The organism is Oleiphilus sp. HI0067 (assembly GCF_001635735.1).
The window spans coordinates 1-16,254 of record NZ_LWFI01001720.1; the positions used below are offsets into that span (position 1 = coordinate 1).

At 45.0% G+C, this 16,254-nt stretch carries 16 protein-coding genes and 1 pseudogene; 12 read left to right on the plus strand and 5 right to left on the minus strand.

Annotation, left to right across the window (positions count from 1 at the left end; all coding sequences use genetic code 11):
- The 3 genes and pseudogenes from A3739_RS30560 to A3739_RS27300 all read left to right on the plus strand — a co-directional run.
- A pseudogene (locus tag A3739_RS30560) lies at nt 1–1,407 on the plus strand (flagellar hook-associated protein FlgK); the annotation flags it as partial.
- 18 nt (nt 1,408–1,425) lie between these two features.
- Nucleotides 1,426–2,646, plus strand: coding sequence for a flagellar hook-associated protein FlgL (flgL, locus tag A3739_RS27295; RefSeq protein ID WP_068476525.1), 1,221 nt, complete (start codon nt 1,426–1,428; stop codon nt 2,644–2,646).
- A gap of 54 nt (nt 2,647–2,700) precedes the next feature.
- Nucleotides 2,701–3,183, plus strand: coding sequence for a glutathione peroxidase (locus tag A3739_RS27300; protein ID WP_068475668.1), 483 nt, complete (start codon nt 2,701–2,703; stop codon nt 3,181–3,183).
- Nucleotides 3,184–3,241: 58 nt separating this feature from the next.
- Here A3739_RS27300 and A3739_RS27305 read toward each other — a convergent pair whose 3' ends face one another.
- Nucleotides 3,242–4,027, minus strand: a complete 786-nt coding sequence (locus tag A3739_RS27305; protein WP_068473702.1) for a hypothetical protein — start codon at nt 4,025–4,027, stop codon at nt 3,242–3,244.
- A gap of 268 nt (nt 4,028–4,295) precedes the next feature.
- Between A3739_RS27305 and A3739_RS27310 the strand changes: the two genes are divergently transcribed.
- From A3739_RS27310 to A3739_RS27345, 8 genes are all read left to right on the plus strand, one after another.
- Entirely contained in the window at nt 4,296–6,476 is a 2,181-nt protein-coding gene (locus tag A3739_RS27310; protein ID WP_068476523.1) for a malate synthase G, read from the plus strand.
- A gap of 707 nt (nt 6,477–7,183) precedes the next feature.
- Entirely contained in the window at nt 7,184–7,537 is a 354-nt protein-coding gene (locus tag A3739_RS27315) for a hypothetical protein (protein ID WP_068476521.1), read from the plus strand.
- Nucleotides 7,538–7,660: 123 nt separating this feature from the next.
- Nucleotides 7,661–8,017: an ATP-binding protein gene (locus tag A3739_RS27320; protein ID WP_231876713.1), complete on the plus strand. Its 357-nt coding sequence runs from the start codon at nt 7,661–7,663 to the stop codon at nt 8,015–8,017.
- 130 nt (nt 8,018–8,147) lie between these two features.
- Nucleotides 8,148–8,666 carry a hypothetical protein gene (locus A3739_RS27325; RefSeq protein ID WP_068476519.1) on the plus strand — a complete coding sequence of 173 codons (519 nt, stop codon included), beginning with the start codon at nt 8,148–8,150 and terminating at the stop codon, nt 8,664–8,666.
- Nucleotides 8,667–8,745: 79 nt separating this feature from the next.
- The gene (locus A3739_RS27330; RefSeq protein ID WP_082878646.1) at nt 8,746–9,240 is read left to right on the plus strand and encodes a DUF1772 domain-containing protein; all 495 of its coding nucleotides are present in this window, start codon (nt 8,746–8,748) and stop codon (nt 9,238–9,240) included.
- Nucleotides 9,241–9,330: 90 nt separating this feature from the next.
- Complete coding sequence (locus A3739_RS27335; protein WP_068500731.1) at nt 9,331–9,639, plus strand: hypothetical protein; 309 nt, start codon at nt 9,331–9,333, stop codon at nt 9,637–9,639.
- Nucleotides 9,640–9,703: 64 nt separating this feature from the next.
- The gene (locus A3739_RS27340) at nt 9,704–10,033 is read left to right on the plus strand and encodes a multidrug efflux SMR transporter (protein ID WP_068476514.1); all 330 of its coding nucleotides are present in this window, start codon (nt 9,704–9,706) and stop codon (nt 10,031–10,033) included.
- A gap of 53 nt (nt 10,034–10,086) precedes the next feature.
- Entirely contained in the window at nt 10,087–10,548 is a 462-nt protein-coding gene (locus A3739_RS27345; RefSeq protein WP_231877166.1) for a carboxymuconolactone decarboxylase family protein, read from the plus strand.
- An 85-nt stretch (nt 10,549–10,633) separates the two neighbouring features.
- Here the strand turns inward: A3739_RS27345 and A3739_RS27350 are convergent, their stop codons facing one another.
- Entirely contained in the window at nt 10,634–11,440 is an 807-nt protein-coding gene (locus A3739_RS27350; RefSeq protein WP_068476512.1) for a crotonase/enoyl-CoA hydratase family protein, read from the minus strand.
- Nucleotides 11,441–11,523: 83 nt separating this feature from the next.
- A complete protein-coding gene (locus A3739_RS27355) occupies nt 11,524–13,560 on the minus strand; it encodes an NADPH-dependent 2,4-dienoyl-CoA reductase (RefSeq protein WP_068476510.1) in 2,037 nt (678 codons plus the stop codon).
- A 104-nt stretch (nt 13,561–13,664) separates the two neighbouring features.
- Here A3739_RS27355 and A3739_RS27360 point away from each other — a divergent pair, with 104 nt between their 5' ends.
- On the plus strand, nt 13,665–14,306 hold the full coding sequence (locus A3739_RS27360; RefSeq protein WP_068476508.1) for a TetR/AcrR family transcriptional regulator: 642 nt from the start codon (nt 13,665–13,667) through the stop codon (nt 14,304–14,306).
- Nucleotides 14,307–14,311: 5 nt separating this feature from the next.
- On the opposite strand, the gene A3739_RS27365 is transcribed toward A3739_RS27360, so the two are convergent.
- Entirely contained in the window at nt 14,312–15,277 is a 966-nt protein-coding gene (locus A3739_RS27365; RefSeq protein WP_068476505.1) for a hypothetical protein, read from the minus strand.
- A gap of 30 nt (nt 15,278–15,307) precedes the next feature.
- Nucleotides 15,308–16,254, minus strand: a 947-nt coding sequence (locus tag A3739_RS27370; RefSeq protein WP_068503512.1) for a JmjC domain-containing protein, incomplete at its 5' end; no start/stop codon positions are given.

Consider the following 16,254-nt stretch of genomic DNA (forward strand, 5'->3'; position numbering starts at 1 on the left):
GGGGATCGCTTTACGCTTTATCCCACGCAAGCTGGCGCTATCAATTTTGAGCAAGTGATTGATCGAGTCGATGAGATCGCTTTAGCATCGCCCATTCGTTCGCGCAGTAGCTTAGGTAATATTGGTAACGCTCAAATTACGCTAGGTGAAATGCTCGATGTTAATAACCCTCTGACCAATCAACCTTTGTCAGAATTTGCAGTGCCAGGTGAGCTGAGCCCTCCTTTGTTGATTCGCTTCGTCACAGACAATTATTACGAAGTGCTTGATAACAGCAATCCGGCTAGTCCTGAGCCTTTGTCGCCACCGATCAATAACCAGTTTTATGCGCAAGGCTTAAGCAACATGTTGTTTACGTCCGACCCAGGTGAAACCTTAGTGTCGGCAACAGGGCCAGATACCTTGACGCTACCAGCAGCTGGCGCGGGACCTTTTGTAAACGGTTATGGCGCGCAAACCTTACAAGTTCAGTCGCGAGACACCAATACCGGAATCGTGACATCGCAAACAGTGAATATTGCGGCTAACAGCTCCGCCAGACAAATCGCACAAGACCTCACTGCCGTCGAGGGCATTAAAGCAAATGCCTACACGCAAGTGCGACTCACTAATTTTGTAGATGATGGTGACCCGAACCCTTTAGGTTTAATCATTAATGGTGAGACGATTACCGTTACGCCTCCTGCTACCTATACGCCAGTAGAAATAGCGCGTGCCATTAACGATAACCCTAACCTTGACGTTATTGCTGTCAGTGATGGAACCCAAATAGACCTGCGTTCTGTGACGGGCGAAGACATTGTTATTGAGGTGACGGGTCTTGGTGATAGTGTCGATGTAAGTCGTATTGATCCGTATGCTGCTGGTTCGCCAGTTGTCGCCACGCAAACCGTCAACTCTGCACAAGGTATAGCGGTGGCTGGTGCTGTTGATATGTCGATGGCGCAAGGTATTTCATTTACGAGCAATACGGCGACAGTGTTTGATTTAGCGCCGCCAGCATTATCAGCTTATCGTGGTTTTACGTTTGAAATTCAAGGCGAAAGTGTAAAAGGGGATGAGTTCACCATTGAATACAATACCGATGGTGTATCTGATAACAGAAATGCCTTAGCGATGGCGGGGCTCGAGTTTGAAGGCTTAGTTGAGGGTTCGGTCTCGTATGGTGAGTCTTATGCGCAAGTGGTCGAGAAAGTCGGCACTGTAACCAATAGAGCGCGTCTTGAGAGTGAGTCTGCCAAGGCTTTGCTAGATCAAACATCCGGTCTAAGAGACTCGATCGCAGCGGTGAACTTAGATGAAGAAGCAGGCAAATTAGTGCAGTTTCAGGCTGCATATAACGCCTCTGCACAGGTGGTCTCGGTGGCACGAGATTTATTCGATACCCTGCTAGGCGCATTTAGATAGAGATAGGAACGAGCACATATGAGAATCTCTACAGTACAGATCTATGACAGAGCGATGTCGTCTATTCAAGATGTCACCGCGCAACAACAGAAAACGCAGCAGCAGCTCGCGTCGGGCAAGCGCGTACTGACGCCAGCCGATGATCCTGTTGCTTCCACGCGTATTCTAGAGCTGAAACAGGAGCTGTCGGTTAATCAGCAGTTTCAACGAAATGTTGAATTGGCTGAAGGGCGTTTATCACTGCAAGATGATCGCTTAGGTGGCATCAACGAAGTGATTGAGCGTTTGAGAACGCTTGCGGTTTCAGCGGGTAATGGTGCGCTTACAAAAGACGATCTAGGTTCGATCGCCGCAGAAGTAGAGTCACGTCTAGACCAGTTAGCAGGGCTACTCAATGCACGCGATGCAAGTGGCGAGTATGTATTCAGCGGATTTCAAGGCGGAACACAGCCCTTTCAACAAGACGATTCTGGTTCGTATCGCTACCATGGTGATGAAGGGGTTCGTTACGTTCAAATCGACGCTTCAGTCACTATTCAATCAACTATCAATGGGCAGGCTATTTTCGAAGATATGCCCACCTATACGAACTCATTCTTCACGCGAGCCAGCGAGGGAAACCAAGCAGAGCCGCCGGCAACAATTACGGTCGGTCAAGTGGTCGATCAAGCTGACTATGATGCGTTTTATCCTGAAGATTTGGTGATTGAATTTACATCGCCAAACACGTTTGATCTCCGTGAGAAATCGACAGGGGTAACACTTCAGTCGAATGTCGCGTATGCACCAAATGGCACGATCAACGCTCAGGGTACTCAGTTCGAAATTCGGGGAGCGCCAGCCACGGGCGACACATTTACAGTTGAATCTACCGAGAAGCAAGGTTTGCTTACAACGGTAGAGAAGTTCGTCTACGGCTTACGTAACTTCGCGCCGACGACAGATGGGCGCGAAGCGTTTGAATCTTTACTAGAAGGGACGATTGCCAACTTTGATTTTGCGGCAACATCGGTACTTGAGGCGCGAGGACAATTGGGTGCGCGTCTCAATACGCTCGACACAGGGCTAGAGCAGTTAAAAGATGCGGAGATTCTTACCCAAGAAGTACTAGGTAACTTGGAATCCATTGATTACGCAGAAACAGTAAGTTTGCTGTCATTACAGCAATTTAGCTTGGATGCCGCGTATTCATCTTTTAATCGTATTACCTCGCTGTCTTTGTTTGATCGGATCAGATAAGGTACACGTACTGAAGGTGCATTGGATCTAAAAACATAATCAGGAAGACAGTGAATGAGTGCGATTTACGATATTGAAGTCACCACAATCAAAGGTGAAACCAAGTCTCTATCAGACTACAAGGGCAAGACATTACTCGTAGTAAATACAGCCAGTAAGTGTGGTTTTACACCGCAGTTCAAAGGTTTGGAATCGTTGTACGAAACCTACAAAGAACAGGGTCTAGAAATCTTGGGCTTTCCTTGCAATCAGTTCTTAAGCCAAGACCCAGGTAGCGACAGTCAAATTAGCGAGTTTTGCGAGCTAAATTATGGTGTCACATTCCCGATGTTCAGTAAGGTCGACGTGAATGGCCCTGACACACACCCTTTATTCTCGTTGTTAAAAACAAATGCTAAAGGGATGCTCGGTTCTGAGAAAATTAAATGGAACTTCACCAAGTTTTTGGTCAATGCTGAGGGAGAGATCTTGAAGCGCTACGCACCTAAGACTGAGCCGAAAGCCATCGAGCAAGATATTAAAGATTTGCTGGCCTAGTGCCTCAGGTATTCAAGTAGTGCCATATAAAGAGCGCGTTAATTAGCGCGCTCTTTCGTTAATCATCGTAGTAACTATTCTTTTTCTTCCAGTCTTCTTCTGAGCTCAAAAATTCGTCCCATTCACCGTTTTGTTCAAGCTCAGCTTGTGCTTTTGCATTGATCTCTTCAGTACGTTGATCTGCTTTCTTATTCAGCTCTGCCATTTTTTGTTTGTATGCCTGAATATTTTGCATCGCAGAAGGGTGCGTTGATACGTCACTTAACACCTCAATGGCACTATGGTAGTTGTGGATAGCAACACGCGGTTTACCTGCAAGCTCGGCTTGCTTTGCTTTCTCTGCAAATAAATCTGCCTTGGATTGTCGCGCTAGAAAACCTACATGAGCCATCTGTTGCTGGGCTAAATCAGGTGAAAGCTGCGATTTTTTACGCCAAAAATGCAGCAACTTATATAAGTTTTGCAGCATGATGCGTACCTCGCGGGCTTTCTCAGTTGAGTCAACCTTAACGGGTGGAAGCTTTTTCGGGTTTTCTTGGAGTTCCTTTATAGCTCGCTCGTCTTCTTGGATGTAACCGGCATGTTTAGACGAGGGTTTGAATTTAGTGAGTTCTTTGATGGTTTCGATGGATTGCTCGTGCAGAATTTTTCTCAAAGTAGGGTTGAGGTACTGCGGTGGCATGTTAGATAGAATGTTTTGAATGTTGGTGTGTCGGTCTTGTAGTTTGATGATCAGACGTAATCGCTCAATACGCGCCTTCTCTCTTGCCTGAACGAATACGATCAATGCAATACCTGCGCAAATAAGGCTTCCAATGGCGATGGTAATCGTCACTGCCGACATAAACTAATCTCTAAGCTTGTTGTGATAAATTGTTGTTTTATTTGAGTGTAGCTCAAAATTTGATCACTGCTGCAAAAAGCCTGACTGCTCAGGCGTCTAGCATGACAACGACTATTAACATGGTGAATAGCTTTGCACGTTGTCAGTGGTTGGGATTTGAACGATTTTCATGTACTATCTTCGCCCCTTTTTTAGACGTTTCTCGACTTTTTATCAAGGTATTGAGAGCGGTTTTCTAAGTAATTAAAGCGTTGAGGCGAATACAAATATGACAGAACGCGTTCAAGCTGCGGGCCTTCAGGTCGCAAAAGAGCTATACGATTTCGTAAACGAAAAAGCAATTCCAGGCACAGGTGTTGATCAAGAAGCATTTTGGTCAAGCTTCAGTGCTATCGCGAACGAACTAGCACCACGTAACCGTGAGTTGCTTGCAAAGCGTGATGATATCCAAGCTAAGATTGATGCTTTCCACACCGAGCGTAAAGGTCAAGACTTCGATTTCGCAGAATACAAAGCATTCCTACAAGAGATTGGTTACCTTGTAGAAGAAGGTGCTGACTTCGATGCAACTACTCAAAACGTAGAGCCAGAAATTGCTGAAATGGCTGGTCCTCAGTTGGTTGTACCTGTAATGAATGCACGTTTCGCATTGAACGCTTCTAACGCTCGTTGGGGTTCACTATATGATGCGCTTTACGGCTCTACTGTTATCTCTGAAGAAGGTGGTGCAGAGAAAGCAAAAGGCGGTTACAACAAAGTACGTGGCGACAAAGTTATCGCATACGCACGTGGTGTTCTTGATACAGCGGCACCATTGGCTTCTGGGTCACACGTTGGTAGCACTAAGTACGCAATTGAAGGCGGCAAGCTTGTTGTGTCTTTGGCTGACGGTTCAACAACTGGCCTAGCACAAGAAGAGAAGTTCGTTGGTTACACAGGTGATGTTGCGGCGCCGACTTCTATCCTTATTAAGAACAACGGTCTTCACATTGAAATCTTGATCGATGCAGACAGTCCAATTGGTTCAACTGACGCTGCTGGCGTTAAAGACCTAACTATGGAAGCTGCACTAACTACCATCATGGACTGCGAAGACTCAGTAGCAGCTGTTGATGCAGAAGACAAAGTTACTACATACGGCAACTGGTTAGGCCTTATGAAAGGTGACCTTGCTGAAGAAGTTTCTAAAGGCGGCAAAACCTTCACGCGTGTTATGAACAAAGACCGTGAATTCACGGGCACTGATGGCAATACGTTCTCATTGAAAGGTCGCTCAATGCTATTCGTTCGTAACGTTGGTCACTTGATGACTAACCCAGCGATTCTTCTTGAAGACGGCAACGAAATTCCAGAAGGCATCATGGACGGCGTGATCACAACCTTGATCGCTATTCACGATTTGAAAGGCAACAGCCCATTCCAGAATTCAACAACTGGTTCTGTAAACATCGTTAAGCCTAAGATGCACGGTCCAGAAGAAGTTGCATTCGCAAACGAATTGTTTGGCCGTGTTGAAGATGCACTTGGTCTACCACGCTTCACAATGAAGATGGGTATCATGGACGAAGAGCGTCGTACCACTGTTAACTTGAAAGAGTGTATCCGCTCTGCGAAAGACCGTGTTGTATTCATCAACACTGGCTTCCTAGATCGTACTGGTGACGAGATCCACACTTCAATGCTTGCTGGTGCATTCGTACCAAAAACAACTATGAAGCAACAAACATGGATTGGTGCATACGAAGACTGGAACGTAGATACAGGTCTTGAAACATCACTACAAGGTCGTGCGCAAATCGGTAAAGGCATGTGGCCTATCCCTGATGAGCTTGGCATGATGATGGAACAAAAAGTAGGTCACCCTAAAGCGGGTGCAAACACTGCTTGGGTTCCTTCACCAACAGCTGCAGCCCTTCACGCAATTCACTACCATCAAGTAGATGTATTTGCGGTACAAAACGAGCTTAAGTCTCGTGAGCACGCAAACGTAGATGACATTCTTACTATCCCGCTTATGACGGCTGAGCAAAGAGCTGCGCTTACTGAAGGTGAAATCCAGAAAGAACTCGACAACAACTGTCAGGGTATTTTGGGTTACGTTGTACGTTGGGTTGATCAAGGTGTTGGTTGTTCTAAAGTTCCAGATATCAACAACGTTGGTTTGATGGAAGACCGTGCAACATTGCGTATTTCTGCGCAGCACGTTGCGAACTGGTTAGAGCACGGCGTATGTTCAAAAGAGCAAGTTGAAGAAAGCTTGAAGCGCATGGCTGCAACCGTTGATGAGCAAAACGCAGGCGATGCCGCTTACATCAACATGGCACCAAGCTTCGATACGATTGCTTTCCAAGCAGCATCTGATTTGATCTTCAAAGGTAAAGAGCAACCAAGTGGTTACACAGAGCCACTTCTTCACGCTTACCGCTTGAAGTTTAAAGCTGCTAACTAATCTATTTGTGTCATGCCGGACTTGATCCGGTAATCACATCGTAGATGAGTTTCGAAAATCGCATTAGGTGAACGCTTAATGCGGTTTTTTTGCGTTTGAGCTATAGCAGGAAGCATAGGTGTGGAGTCACTCTAAGTGACTACATGTCGTCATTCACGTGTAGGCGGTACAAAAGCGCTTTAGCTCGTTAAACGACCAACGGTCGGCTCGAAGGGTAAGCGAGCCATATCATCTATTGTTTTGATCATATTTGTACTATCGGTATCGTTACCACTGAGAGTTAAGTCTGTCTTGTTACGGCTTCCTTCTGATATTGTTTTATAAAACAATTAACTAAACTTTTTCTCCTGGGTTTATACGGATCTGTGTAAACCCAAGTATTCTTTCTGCGAAAAGAGAATCTTAGTTTCTAGTGATAGGGTGCTATTTAAGTGATTGAATCAATTAAACAAAAATGGAATTTTGATCATCGTGAAGACGCGTTGCCGTCTGCGGTTTATAGAGAATTCCATATAATAAGCTGTTAAGTGTCACTATGACTGAGAGAGAATTCAATCGACTGCTGTATGAAAATGACATAGATCGCAGCATCCATAGCTTGGGAAAGCCTCCAAGTGACTAGCTGAACAGCTTTTCTGCGGCTTCGTCGCTCCAAAACTGCCCCTGTTTGAGGCATTATGTGATGGTAATTTATAAACGAAGAATTTATGAACAATATTAGAACACTTCTTTTTGCACTTTTGTTGATTTCGCCATTTGCAAATTCTGCTGCAAAATTCACTGATGCAAAGATCGATTTTGTTTTCGCTGGATATTCTGATGGGAGCATTGCCTTCATACCTATCGGTGGAACAGTTAACCCTGCAAGATGCGATCAGACTCAGTCTTACGCGATGCTTCCTTCTTCTGACACCAGAGGGGCGCTTAGTATTCTGCTAGCTGCTAAAAAGGCAAATAAAAAAGTATACTTTTCTGTTCGAGATGATGTTTGTCATGCTTTTCCACAAACTGACAATCCTGGTTCATTTCCTGTGATTCAACGTATAGGAATTCGTGACTAATCACATAAAAAACCATCCAAGCGACTCCACAACGTCGCCCTTTTTTTGCAAAAAGAACTGCAGAAATTGGCCTCATTGTTCCGCGGCGGAAGGCGGCGTTATGTATCAAAATGGAGAGCGAAGATGAAGAAAGGAACATCGATCTTCTTCTGTCGAAAAATGGGGGCAGGAAAGTCCACTAAAGCTCGCGAAATTGCGCATAAAAGCAATGCAGTATTGCTTTCAGAAGATGAATGGCTCGCGTCACTTTGCCCAAATAAGATTTCGTCACTGAATGACTATATCGAATATTCAAATCTACTTAAGTCGCAGCTTAAAAAGCTTGTTCAAATTATTTTGTCTACAGGAATTAATGTAGTAATGGACTTTCCAGCAAATACTCTGTCACAAAGAGTCAGGTTTCGGAGTATTTTCGCCGTGATTGATGCTCCACATAATTTGATATACGTAGACCTGTCAAATGCGGAGTGCTTAAAGTAGATTGAAAAACCGCGCAAAGAACAGCTAGAAAGATCGGCAACAGATACACCGGAAATTTTTGAACAGGTTACAAAGTACTTTATGGCTTCTACCCCCGAGGAATGTTTCGATACAATCGCAGTGGCGAAAAATGGATAACAAAGCACTGCTATGCAAAATTTACTCGCTGGTGCTCCTAAATTTGCCGCAAATGCAGGCGTTAAGAGTATTTCGCATGGGTCGAATCGTCGCTCTTACAATTTACACGTTTTGTTCTGCTGCTAATGCGGAGATGCTGTGTTCAGCGGATAAGGAGCATGACTTAGTTATTGGTGAAAATCGGTACACCATGAAAGAGGCACTCAGTGCACTGGAAAGCCTTCAAAAGGAAATTCCGGACCTCATTTCCAAAGCTCATGATTCCCAGATTAATGTGGTTGAAGAAGCCCTGGAGATTGAAAGTAAAATCGATATTGTGCGACTTAGAATGTCTTCAGTATTACTGCAAGAACAGTTCTACCTTGGCTATCCGAATAAACTCGCAATAGTAGAAGGCGCGCTTTTAAAGCAGAATGTATTAGCTTTGAAGGCTAGTGGTAGTAAAGACGAATATGAGTCTGCACTTGAGCAGTTCTGTGATTATGTCCGGAGAGCGTCATATGTTGATTAACAATCCCCTTAACCAGTCAAAGCTGCGGACCGCGGCCTCAGTTTGAGGCGTTAGACTCTAAAGCTGGGAAATATGAATAATGAGTATTTTTGATGTCATGTTAGCTTTATGTACATTACTATGCTCGCTGGTTGCGGGGCTCCTATTCGCTTACGCAATCGTCATAATGCCCGGAATAAAAAACTTAGAAGACAAACAGTTTATTAAGGCTTTTCAAGTCACAGATCGAGTGATTCAAGATAATCATCCCGTATTTTTATTCGTTTGGGTCGGATCAGCTATTTCACTTATTTTTTGTGCTTTTACTGGTTTTTCAAAACTTCAAGGCTTGGACTTTTTCTTGCTTTTATCAGTTACGGCCGCTTACTTAGCTGGCGTACAGATATCAACAATTGCCATTCACTTGTCACTTAACAACAAGCTACAAGCGTGCGATGTTGAAACTATTAGCGTTGAGGAGTTACACAAGGCCCGCATCGGGTTTGAGCCTCGTTGGAATCAATCAACCCAAATCCGAACTATTATTGCTTGCGTTGTAATTTTTCTATTAATAGTTCTGGCTTTGAGGCAATAGTCACATGACGAATAAAGGCCTTATAAATTGCTCAAGCTTTTGCTTAGCTGCGCATTACTCACTATGAGATTAATCTTCACTCTAATAATCATGAGCGTAGTAACGAGTGCTCATGCTTTTAAGCCATCTTATTGTGACGATGCTCTGAGTCATTTTGCTATCAAATTGCAAGCAGGCGATAAGCTTGGTAACCCATCCTCGGCTTTGCCAAATGACGACTACAAATATGGTCATTTGCCAAATATTTGCATCTTATTCGGTATGAAAGAGGCGAGAGCTACAAACTGGTTGGCGCACAAGAGCAAAAATGCTTCTCGTGTCATATTGGAAGAGCGCGTTATTGAAACGCTGCAATCCAATTATTATGGTCCCTTTGATTTAGTGGATATCAGACAATAAAAGAATTGATTTTTATAGAATGGTTCTAATTCCCCTCAAGAAAAGTAGTCTTAAAGGAAAATAAATGGCTTATCTGTATTTGCTCATCGCAATTGTTTCGGAAGTAATTGGTACGAGTGCTTTGAAAGCATCGGAAGGGTTTGCCAAGCTTGGGCCGAGCGTTCTTGTGGTGCTTGGATTTTCTGTGGCGTTTTATTGCTTGTCGTTAGTGCTGAGATCTATTCCGATGGGGGTGGCTTATGCAATCTGGTCGGGTTTAGGGATTGTTTTGATCTCTATCGTTGGCTTTATTATTTTTGATCAAAAGATCGATGTTGCGGCGATAGTGGGTATTGTTCTCATCATTAGCGGCATTGTTGTAATGAATGTATTTTCGAGTACTGTGGGGCATTGAGAAATAAAACATAAAACGGGGATCATCTAGATTCTCAAGATAGCGTGCATATATTGATTAAAAAACGGCGCGTTATTGGTAAACATGAAATTGGAATTATGGAGTGCACAGAGACTGTGAGTACTGAACAAGATAAATATACAAGCGGGATTACGGTAAGGCGTGAAGTAATGGGTGACGCTTTTGTCGATAAAGCTTTAGATGCCGCGACTGATTTTACGCAACCATTGCAAGATTTGGTGACAAGAAATGCATGGGGCGAAACCTGGGTGCGAAAGGGTATCGATAGAAAAACGCGCAGCTTGGTGACTATCGCTACCTTGGCCGCATTGAAGGCTTCAACAGAATTAAAAGGACATGTGCGCGGTGCGTTGCGCAACGGCTGTACGATCGAGGAAATCCAAGAAGTATTGCTTCACTCTACGGTGTACTGTGGCATGCCGTCTGGTGTTGAGGCATTCCGATCAGCGAAAGAAGCGATCGAGGCGTGGCAAGCGGAGTCGGAGAACAGCTAACTCTGCGGTCTGATGATTTGATCTCATAAAAGCAAGCGGAGCCAATTTGCGGACAGCTTGCTCTTAACTATTTACTTAAGCAGTATTACCACCACCATTGGCGTTTAACGAAAGGCTTGTTTGGATCTTTGCGATTGCGAATATCCATGATGCGCCAGTTTTTGCTGATGAGTTGTGCGATTTGATAAATCGTTTCACGTGCTAATAAGTTCCTTGTTGAACCATTCCAGCTCTTTTGGTTCGTGAACTTGATTGCAGCGGTTGCATCAGGTGAGCGAGCTTTAAGCTTTTCTGCCATTGCCAAGGCTTCGGCCATTGGATCTTCTACGACGCGGGTTACTAGACCGTATTCGAGTGCTTTGTCGGCTTTTACTGGATCGCCAGTCATAATCAATTCGTTCGCGATGTCTTGAGAGATCGTGCTGCGAATCGTTTGCAGGCCAGCCATGTCTGGAACCATGCCCCATTTCGCTTCCATGATGGCAAGCTCTGTGTCTGGGCGTGCGTATCGCATATCGGCGCCGAGAGCCAAAGTCATTGCCATGCCATAACTAATACCTTGCATGACGCAGATCACTGGTACAGGAAGACGATGCCAGCCAATGCAAAACTGCTGAGCCATGTTGGTGCCCCAAGGATTTAGCTTCCAGCCGATCTTTGCGAACTGAATTGGCTTACCCATGATGCTCTTAATGTCGATGCCAGAACTAAAGTGCTCGCCCTTGCCTGAGATAATAACAACGCGAATGTCGCGATCTTTTTTAATGACCTTTTGCACATTGACGATGTCGCACATCAAGTCAAAGTTAAACGCATTGAATTTTTCGGGTCTGTTCAAAATAACGTGCGCGATGCCGTCTTCGACCTTGTAAATAATATGGTTGAACTTCATGGCGTTTTACTGTGTGTTTATTGTTTTATGGATGAAGAAGAGTAAAGCATGAGAGTGTTGGCTCTCATGCTTTGAGGTTGAGCTTATAGCGCTGCAGCTAGTTCTGCACCTTGTTTGATCGCGCGCTTAGCATCGAGTTCGCCAGCGAATTCTGCGCCACCAATCAAGTGATAGTTCGCGGTAGCTGAATCCTCAGTGTATAGCTCTTTGCGTGATTCTTGGCCTGCGCAAATGACCACATTATCGACATCTAGAAGGCGTTGCTCGCCATCGACTGTGATGTGTAGGCCCGCGTCGTCGATCTTGTCGTAGCTGACGCCGCCAATCATCTCAACGTCTTTCATTTTCAACACAGCACGGTGAACCCAACCAGATGTTTTGTTCAAGCCTGCGCCCAACTGACTCTTTTTCCGTTGAAGTAGGTAAACGTCGCGCTCAGATGCGTGTGGTTTCTTCTCAACGAGTTGACCTGGGTTGTCGCTGTTCACGTCGATACCCCATTCTTCGCTCCATTCTGCGATGCTTTGTGGGCGTGGTGTGCTATCTGCTTTGGCGCCTGGGTGCACAAGAAATTCTGCAACATCAAAACCGATACCGCCGGCGCCAATAACCGCTACTTTTTTACCTACTTCTGTGCCGGTTAAGACATCAAGGTAAGACAATACTTTCTTGTGTTCGATACCTTCAATCGGTGGCTTGCGAGGGTTGATGCCGGTGGCAACAATCACTTCATCAAAACCGCCTTTCTCGAGCATCTCAGCATCAACCTTGGTGTTGAGCTGTAGATTTACCCCTGATACTTCTACACGACGACCGTAGTATTTGATCATCTCGTAAAATTCTTCTTTACCTGGAATTTGCTTCGCGTAGTTAAACTGACCGCCAATCTCGCTTGCCATATCAAATAGCGTTACGTCATGGCCGCGCTCCGCAGCAACGGTAGAGGCTGATAAGCCTGCAGGGCCAGCTCCAATCACGGCAACTTTCTTTTTGTTAGTCACGGGAATGTAGACCAATTCTGTTTCGTGACATGCTTGTGGGTTTACTAAGCAAGATGCACGTTTCATTTCGAATGTATGGTCAAGACAAGCTTGGTTACAGGCAATACAAATGTTGATTTCGTCTGCACGATTTTCAGCCGCTTTGTTCACAAAGTGCGGATCGGCCAAGAATGGGCGTGCCATTGATACAAGATCTGCATCACCTGAAGAGATGATGTCTTCTGCAACACCTGGTGTATTGATACGGTTTGATGCACACACTGGAATCGATAGCTCTTTTTTAACACGAGCTGTCGCTTCACGGAAGGCAGCACGCGGCACAGAAGTAACGATGGTTGGAACACGTGCTTCGTGCCAGCCAATACCTGTGTTCATAATGGTAACGCCAGCGGCTTCTAGGGCTTTTGCTGTCTCGACGATTTCGTTGGCGGTCATACCACCTTCGACCAGTTCCATCATTGATAGACGGAAGATCACGATAAATTCTTCGCCTACCGCTTTGCGTACTTCTTTTACGATCTCAACTGGGAAGCGCATGCGGTTTTCGATACTGCCGCCCCATTTGTCTTTACGCTTGTTGACGTGAGGCGCCATAAACTGATTGATCAAATAGCCTTCGCTACCCATGATTTCAACGCCGTTGTAGTTCGCAAGTTTTGCGAGTTTTGCTGTTTTAGCGAAATCTTTGATGGTCGAGCGGATTTGTCGATCTGACATTTCGCGCGGCTTGAATGGGTTAATAGGCGCTTTTTTGGCCGACGCTGAGTGAGAGAATGGGTGGTAGCTATAACGTCCAGCGTGAAGGATTTGTAGGGCAATTTTGCCGCCTTCTTTGTGCACGGCGCTCGTGACTTTACGGTGGTTAGGAATATCTAGATAGCTATTGAATAGTCCGGCAGTAGGGTAGAACCAACCACGTTTGTTTGGGTTGTAGCCGCCAGTGATCACCAGTGCTGCGCCACCTTTTGCACGTTCCGCGAAGTATGCTGCAAGCTTGTCCATTTGCCAGAATCGGTCTTCTAGGCCGGTATGCATTGATCCCATAATGACACGATTTTTAAGCGTGGTGAAACCTAGGTCTAATGGTTCCAGCATGTGTGGGTATGGTTGGTTGCTCATAAAGCCTGACCTCTCAGAATATAAATAGCGTAAAACTCAACTTGACGGCGTCAAGATAACATCTATTTTGACAGTGTCAAGATTGATTTGTTATCTTCGCCAACATGAAAAAAAGCACCCGCAGTAATAAAAACGAAAACACCTACCATCATCAGGATTTGCGCAACACCTTGTTGGAAAATGCCGAAGCCTTGATGAGCGAGCGAGGTATTGCGGGTTTGACCTTGCGTGAGTTGGCGGAGCGATCGAATGTGTCGCGCCAAGCGCCATATCACCATTTTTCGTCTAAACATGCATTGCTGTGCGCGGTGGCTGAACGGTCTTTTGATGATTTAAATGCTTTGCTTGATCAGTCGGGTTTGAGTGATGATCCCGCATCGATTCAACAAAGGCTTAAAGACTACGTGATTGCCTATGTGCGTTATGCAGCAGAGAATCCTGAGAAGTATGAATTGATGTTTGGTGCGGTGACATGGCGGAACGAACCTTCACCAGAGTTGACGGAAAAAGGTCATGCAACCTTTCGACGCTATACAAAAATTATTAGTCAGTTAAAAGAGCAGGGAGGGATGCCGTCTTCGTTTGATGCAACGCGTATGTCGCAAACGACATGGGCGACCTTACATGGCTTGTGTCGTTTAAAAACAGATGGCGTGTTTGTGAGCCTTGAGGCGGTGGAAGAGATGTCTTTGTATGCGGCAGAGATGATTTTGTCGGTACTTAAAGGTCCGACAAAATCAGAATAGTGATTTTAGATCGCTAAACGTCTCAGTTCTGAAGACGGTGCAGAATGCAGCCATAAGTTTTCAAATTGATAACTGAGGCGTTGTAATGTCATTGGGCTTTCAACGAAGGCTTGGCCTTTGTATCCATGCTCGCGACGACGTTCAACGGCATGCAGGTCATCACAGAGATATAGCCACTCTTTTGGTGCGATGCGCTTGTCATGTATTTTTCTGATACTCACAAAGCTTGAAAGTCGTTGTGCTAAATCGAGAATTGCGCTGTGCCCTGAGCTCGGGTGGCGATCATTCTCGAGGAGTAAGCGCACTTCGACGTGTCGGCTGTGTAGCACTAGTTCTTGGATGTGCGAGATAACTTCACGATCATTCAAGATAGGGTCGTCAAGGCTCTCACACAGCATGAATACTTTTCGTTGCGCGTTGCAAATCACCATGCGGCAAAGATCACGATAACTTCCCATTGAGTCGAAGCGGATGCTACGCATATCGTTTTCTTTTTGCTTTTCGCTGGTTTTCTTGATTGGTTTTGGGTTGTCGCCAATCAATTTAAAGCGAGGGCCAAGAGAGTCTAAGTTTGGGTGAACAAGCTCCGTGAGGCTTGTTTTATCATGCATGCCTGGAATCGTAATGTTCTCTTCCATGAATCCGGCATCGAGAAATAACTGAAGTTGCTGCTCGGAAACGGCGGTATTCACTTCGTTCACGCCTGCTTTATGAAGCTGTTTCAAACTATGGTTTAAAACTACTTCTCCGAGGCGTGTCTTGATATGTTCTTGGGCAACACTTAGAAAGTCGAGTCTAGCAAATTGAGCTGCAGGACGTGCGCCGCTTGCGGCGATTACATGGCCATTGAATAAGGCAATGCACAATCGCGAACCAGATAAGATGCGAGAACCCTTTAGTTGCTCGACTTCTTTTCTTACTTCTACGGGAAGCTCATTTTCACGTAAATAGTTAATATTGACCGAAGCCATAGACGGCACCGTTATTCCTAGTCGTTATTGTTAGTCACTTTCTAATTGCAAACTGCCTTTGTTTAGCAGAATAGCAATGACTTCTTGAGTTTCTAGCATATTGCAATAAGTTAATAAACTCTGTGCGTCAAATTCATCTTCTACACATAAGTGTTGAACAAATGTTAAATGCGCATTGTTCAGCTTAAACGACTCGCCATCAACGGAGAGATATACGTCCTTGTCGAGCGTGGTGTAGAAGAAACGAGAGCCTTCGTTTTTATATACGACATCTGATTGAGATAGCCCTTCTAATGCGTCTTGCACGTCACTTATGTCGTCGTCTGGAATAAGTATTTGGTTGTTTTTTGGTTTTGATAAGAAGCTGCCAAGCCATTCATTGAACATTTCTTTATCAGAAATACTGTCGAGCAATAATTGCTGCAGTGCAGCTTTGTCGTTATCTGAAATCAAGGCGCTTTCATATTGATGTGCTCGATTAGGATCCGAAAAAAACGGGTTAACCTTTGCTTTTTCGCATAAATAATCGGTAAAGCTACTTAGGGCTTCTAGCGCCTTCGGTGCTCTGAATCCGACAGATAAAGTAATGCAGTCGTTTTCTGCAATGCCGTAATGCGCAAGCTTGGGTGGAACATAAAGAATGTCACCAGGCTTCAATACCCAGTCATCGCTTGTTTCAAATTCTTCTAAGATGCTTAAATTTGTATCTGATCTTGTTGGTGTTGTTGCGTCACACCATTGGCCTAAACGCCAATGGCGTTCACCATAGGCTTGCACCAAAAATACATCATAGAAATCACAGTGTGGGCCGACGCTGCCGCCTTTGGGTGCGTATGAAGCCATGATGTCGTCAAAGCGCCAATCAGGAATAAAGTTAAACAACTTTTTGAGTGCGTTGGCCTCAGGAAGCCAGGCATCTAGCTGTTGGATGAGAAGAGTCCAGTTGAGACCTTCTAACTCGGAAAATCGCTCTTCAC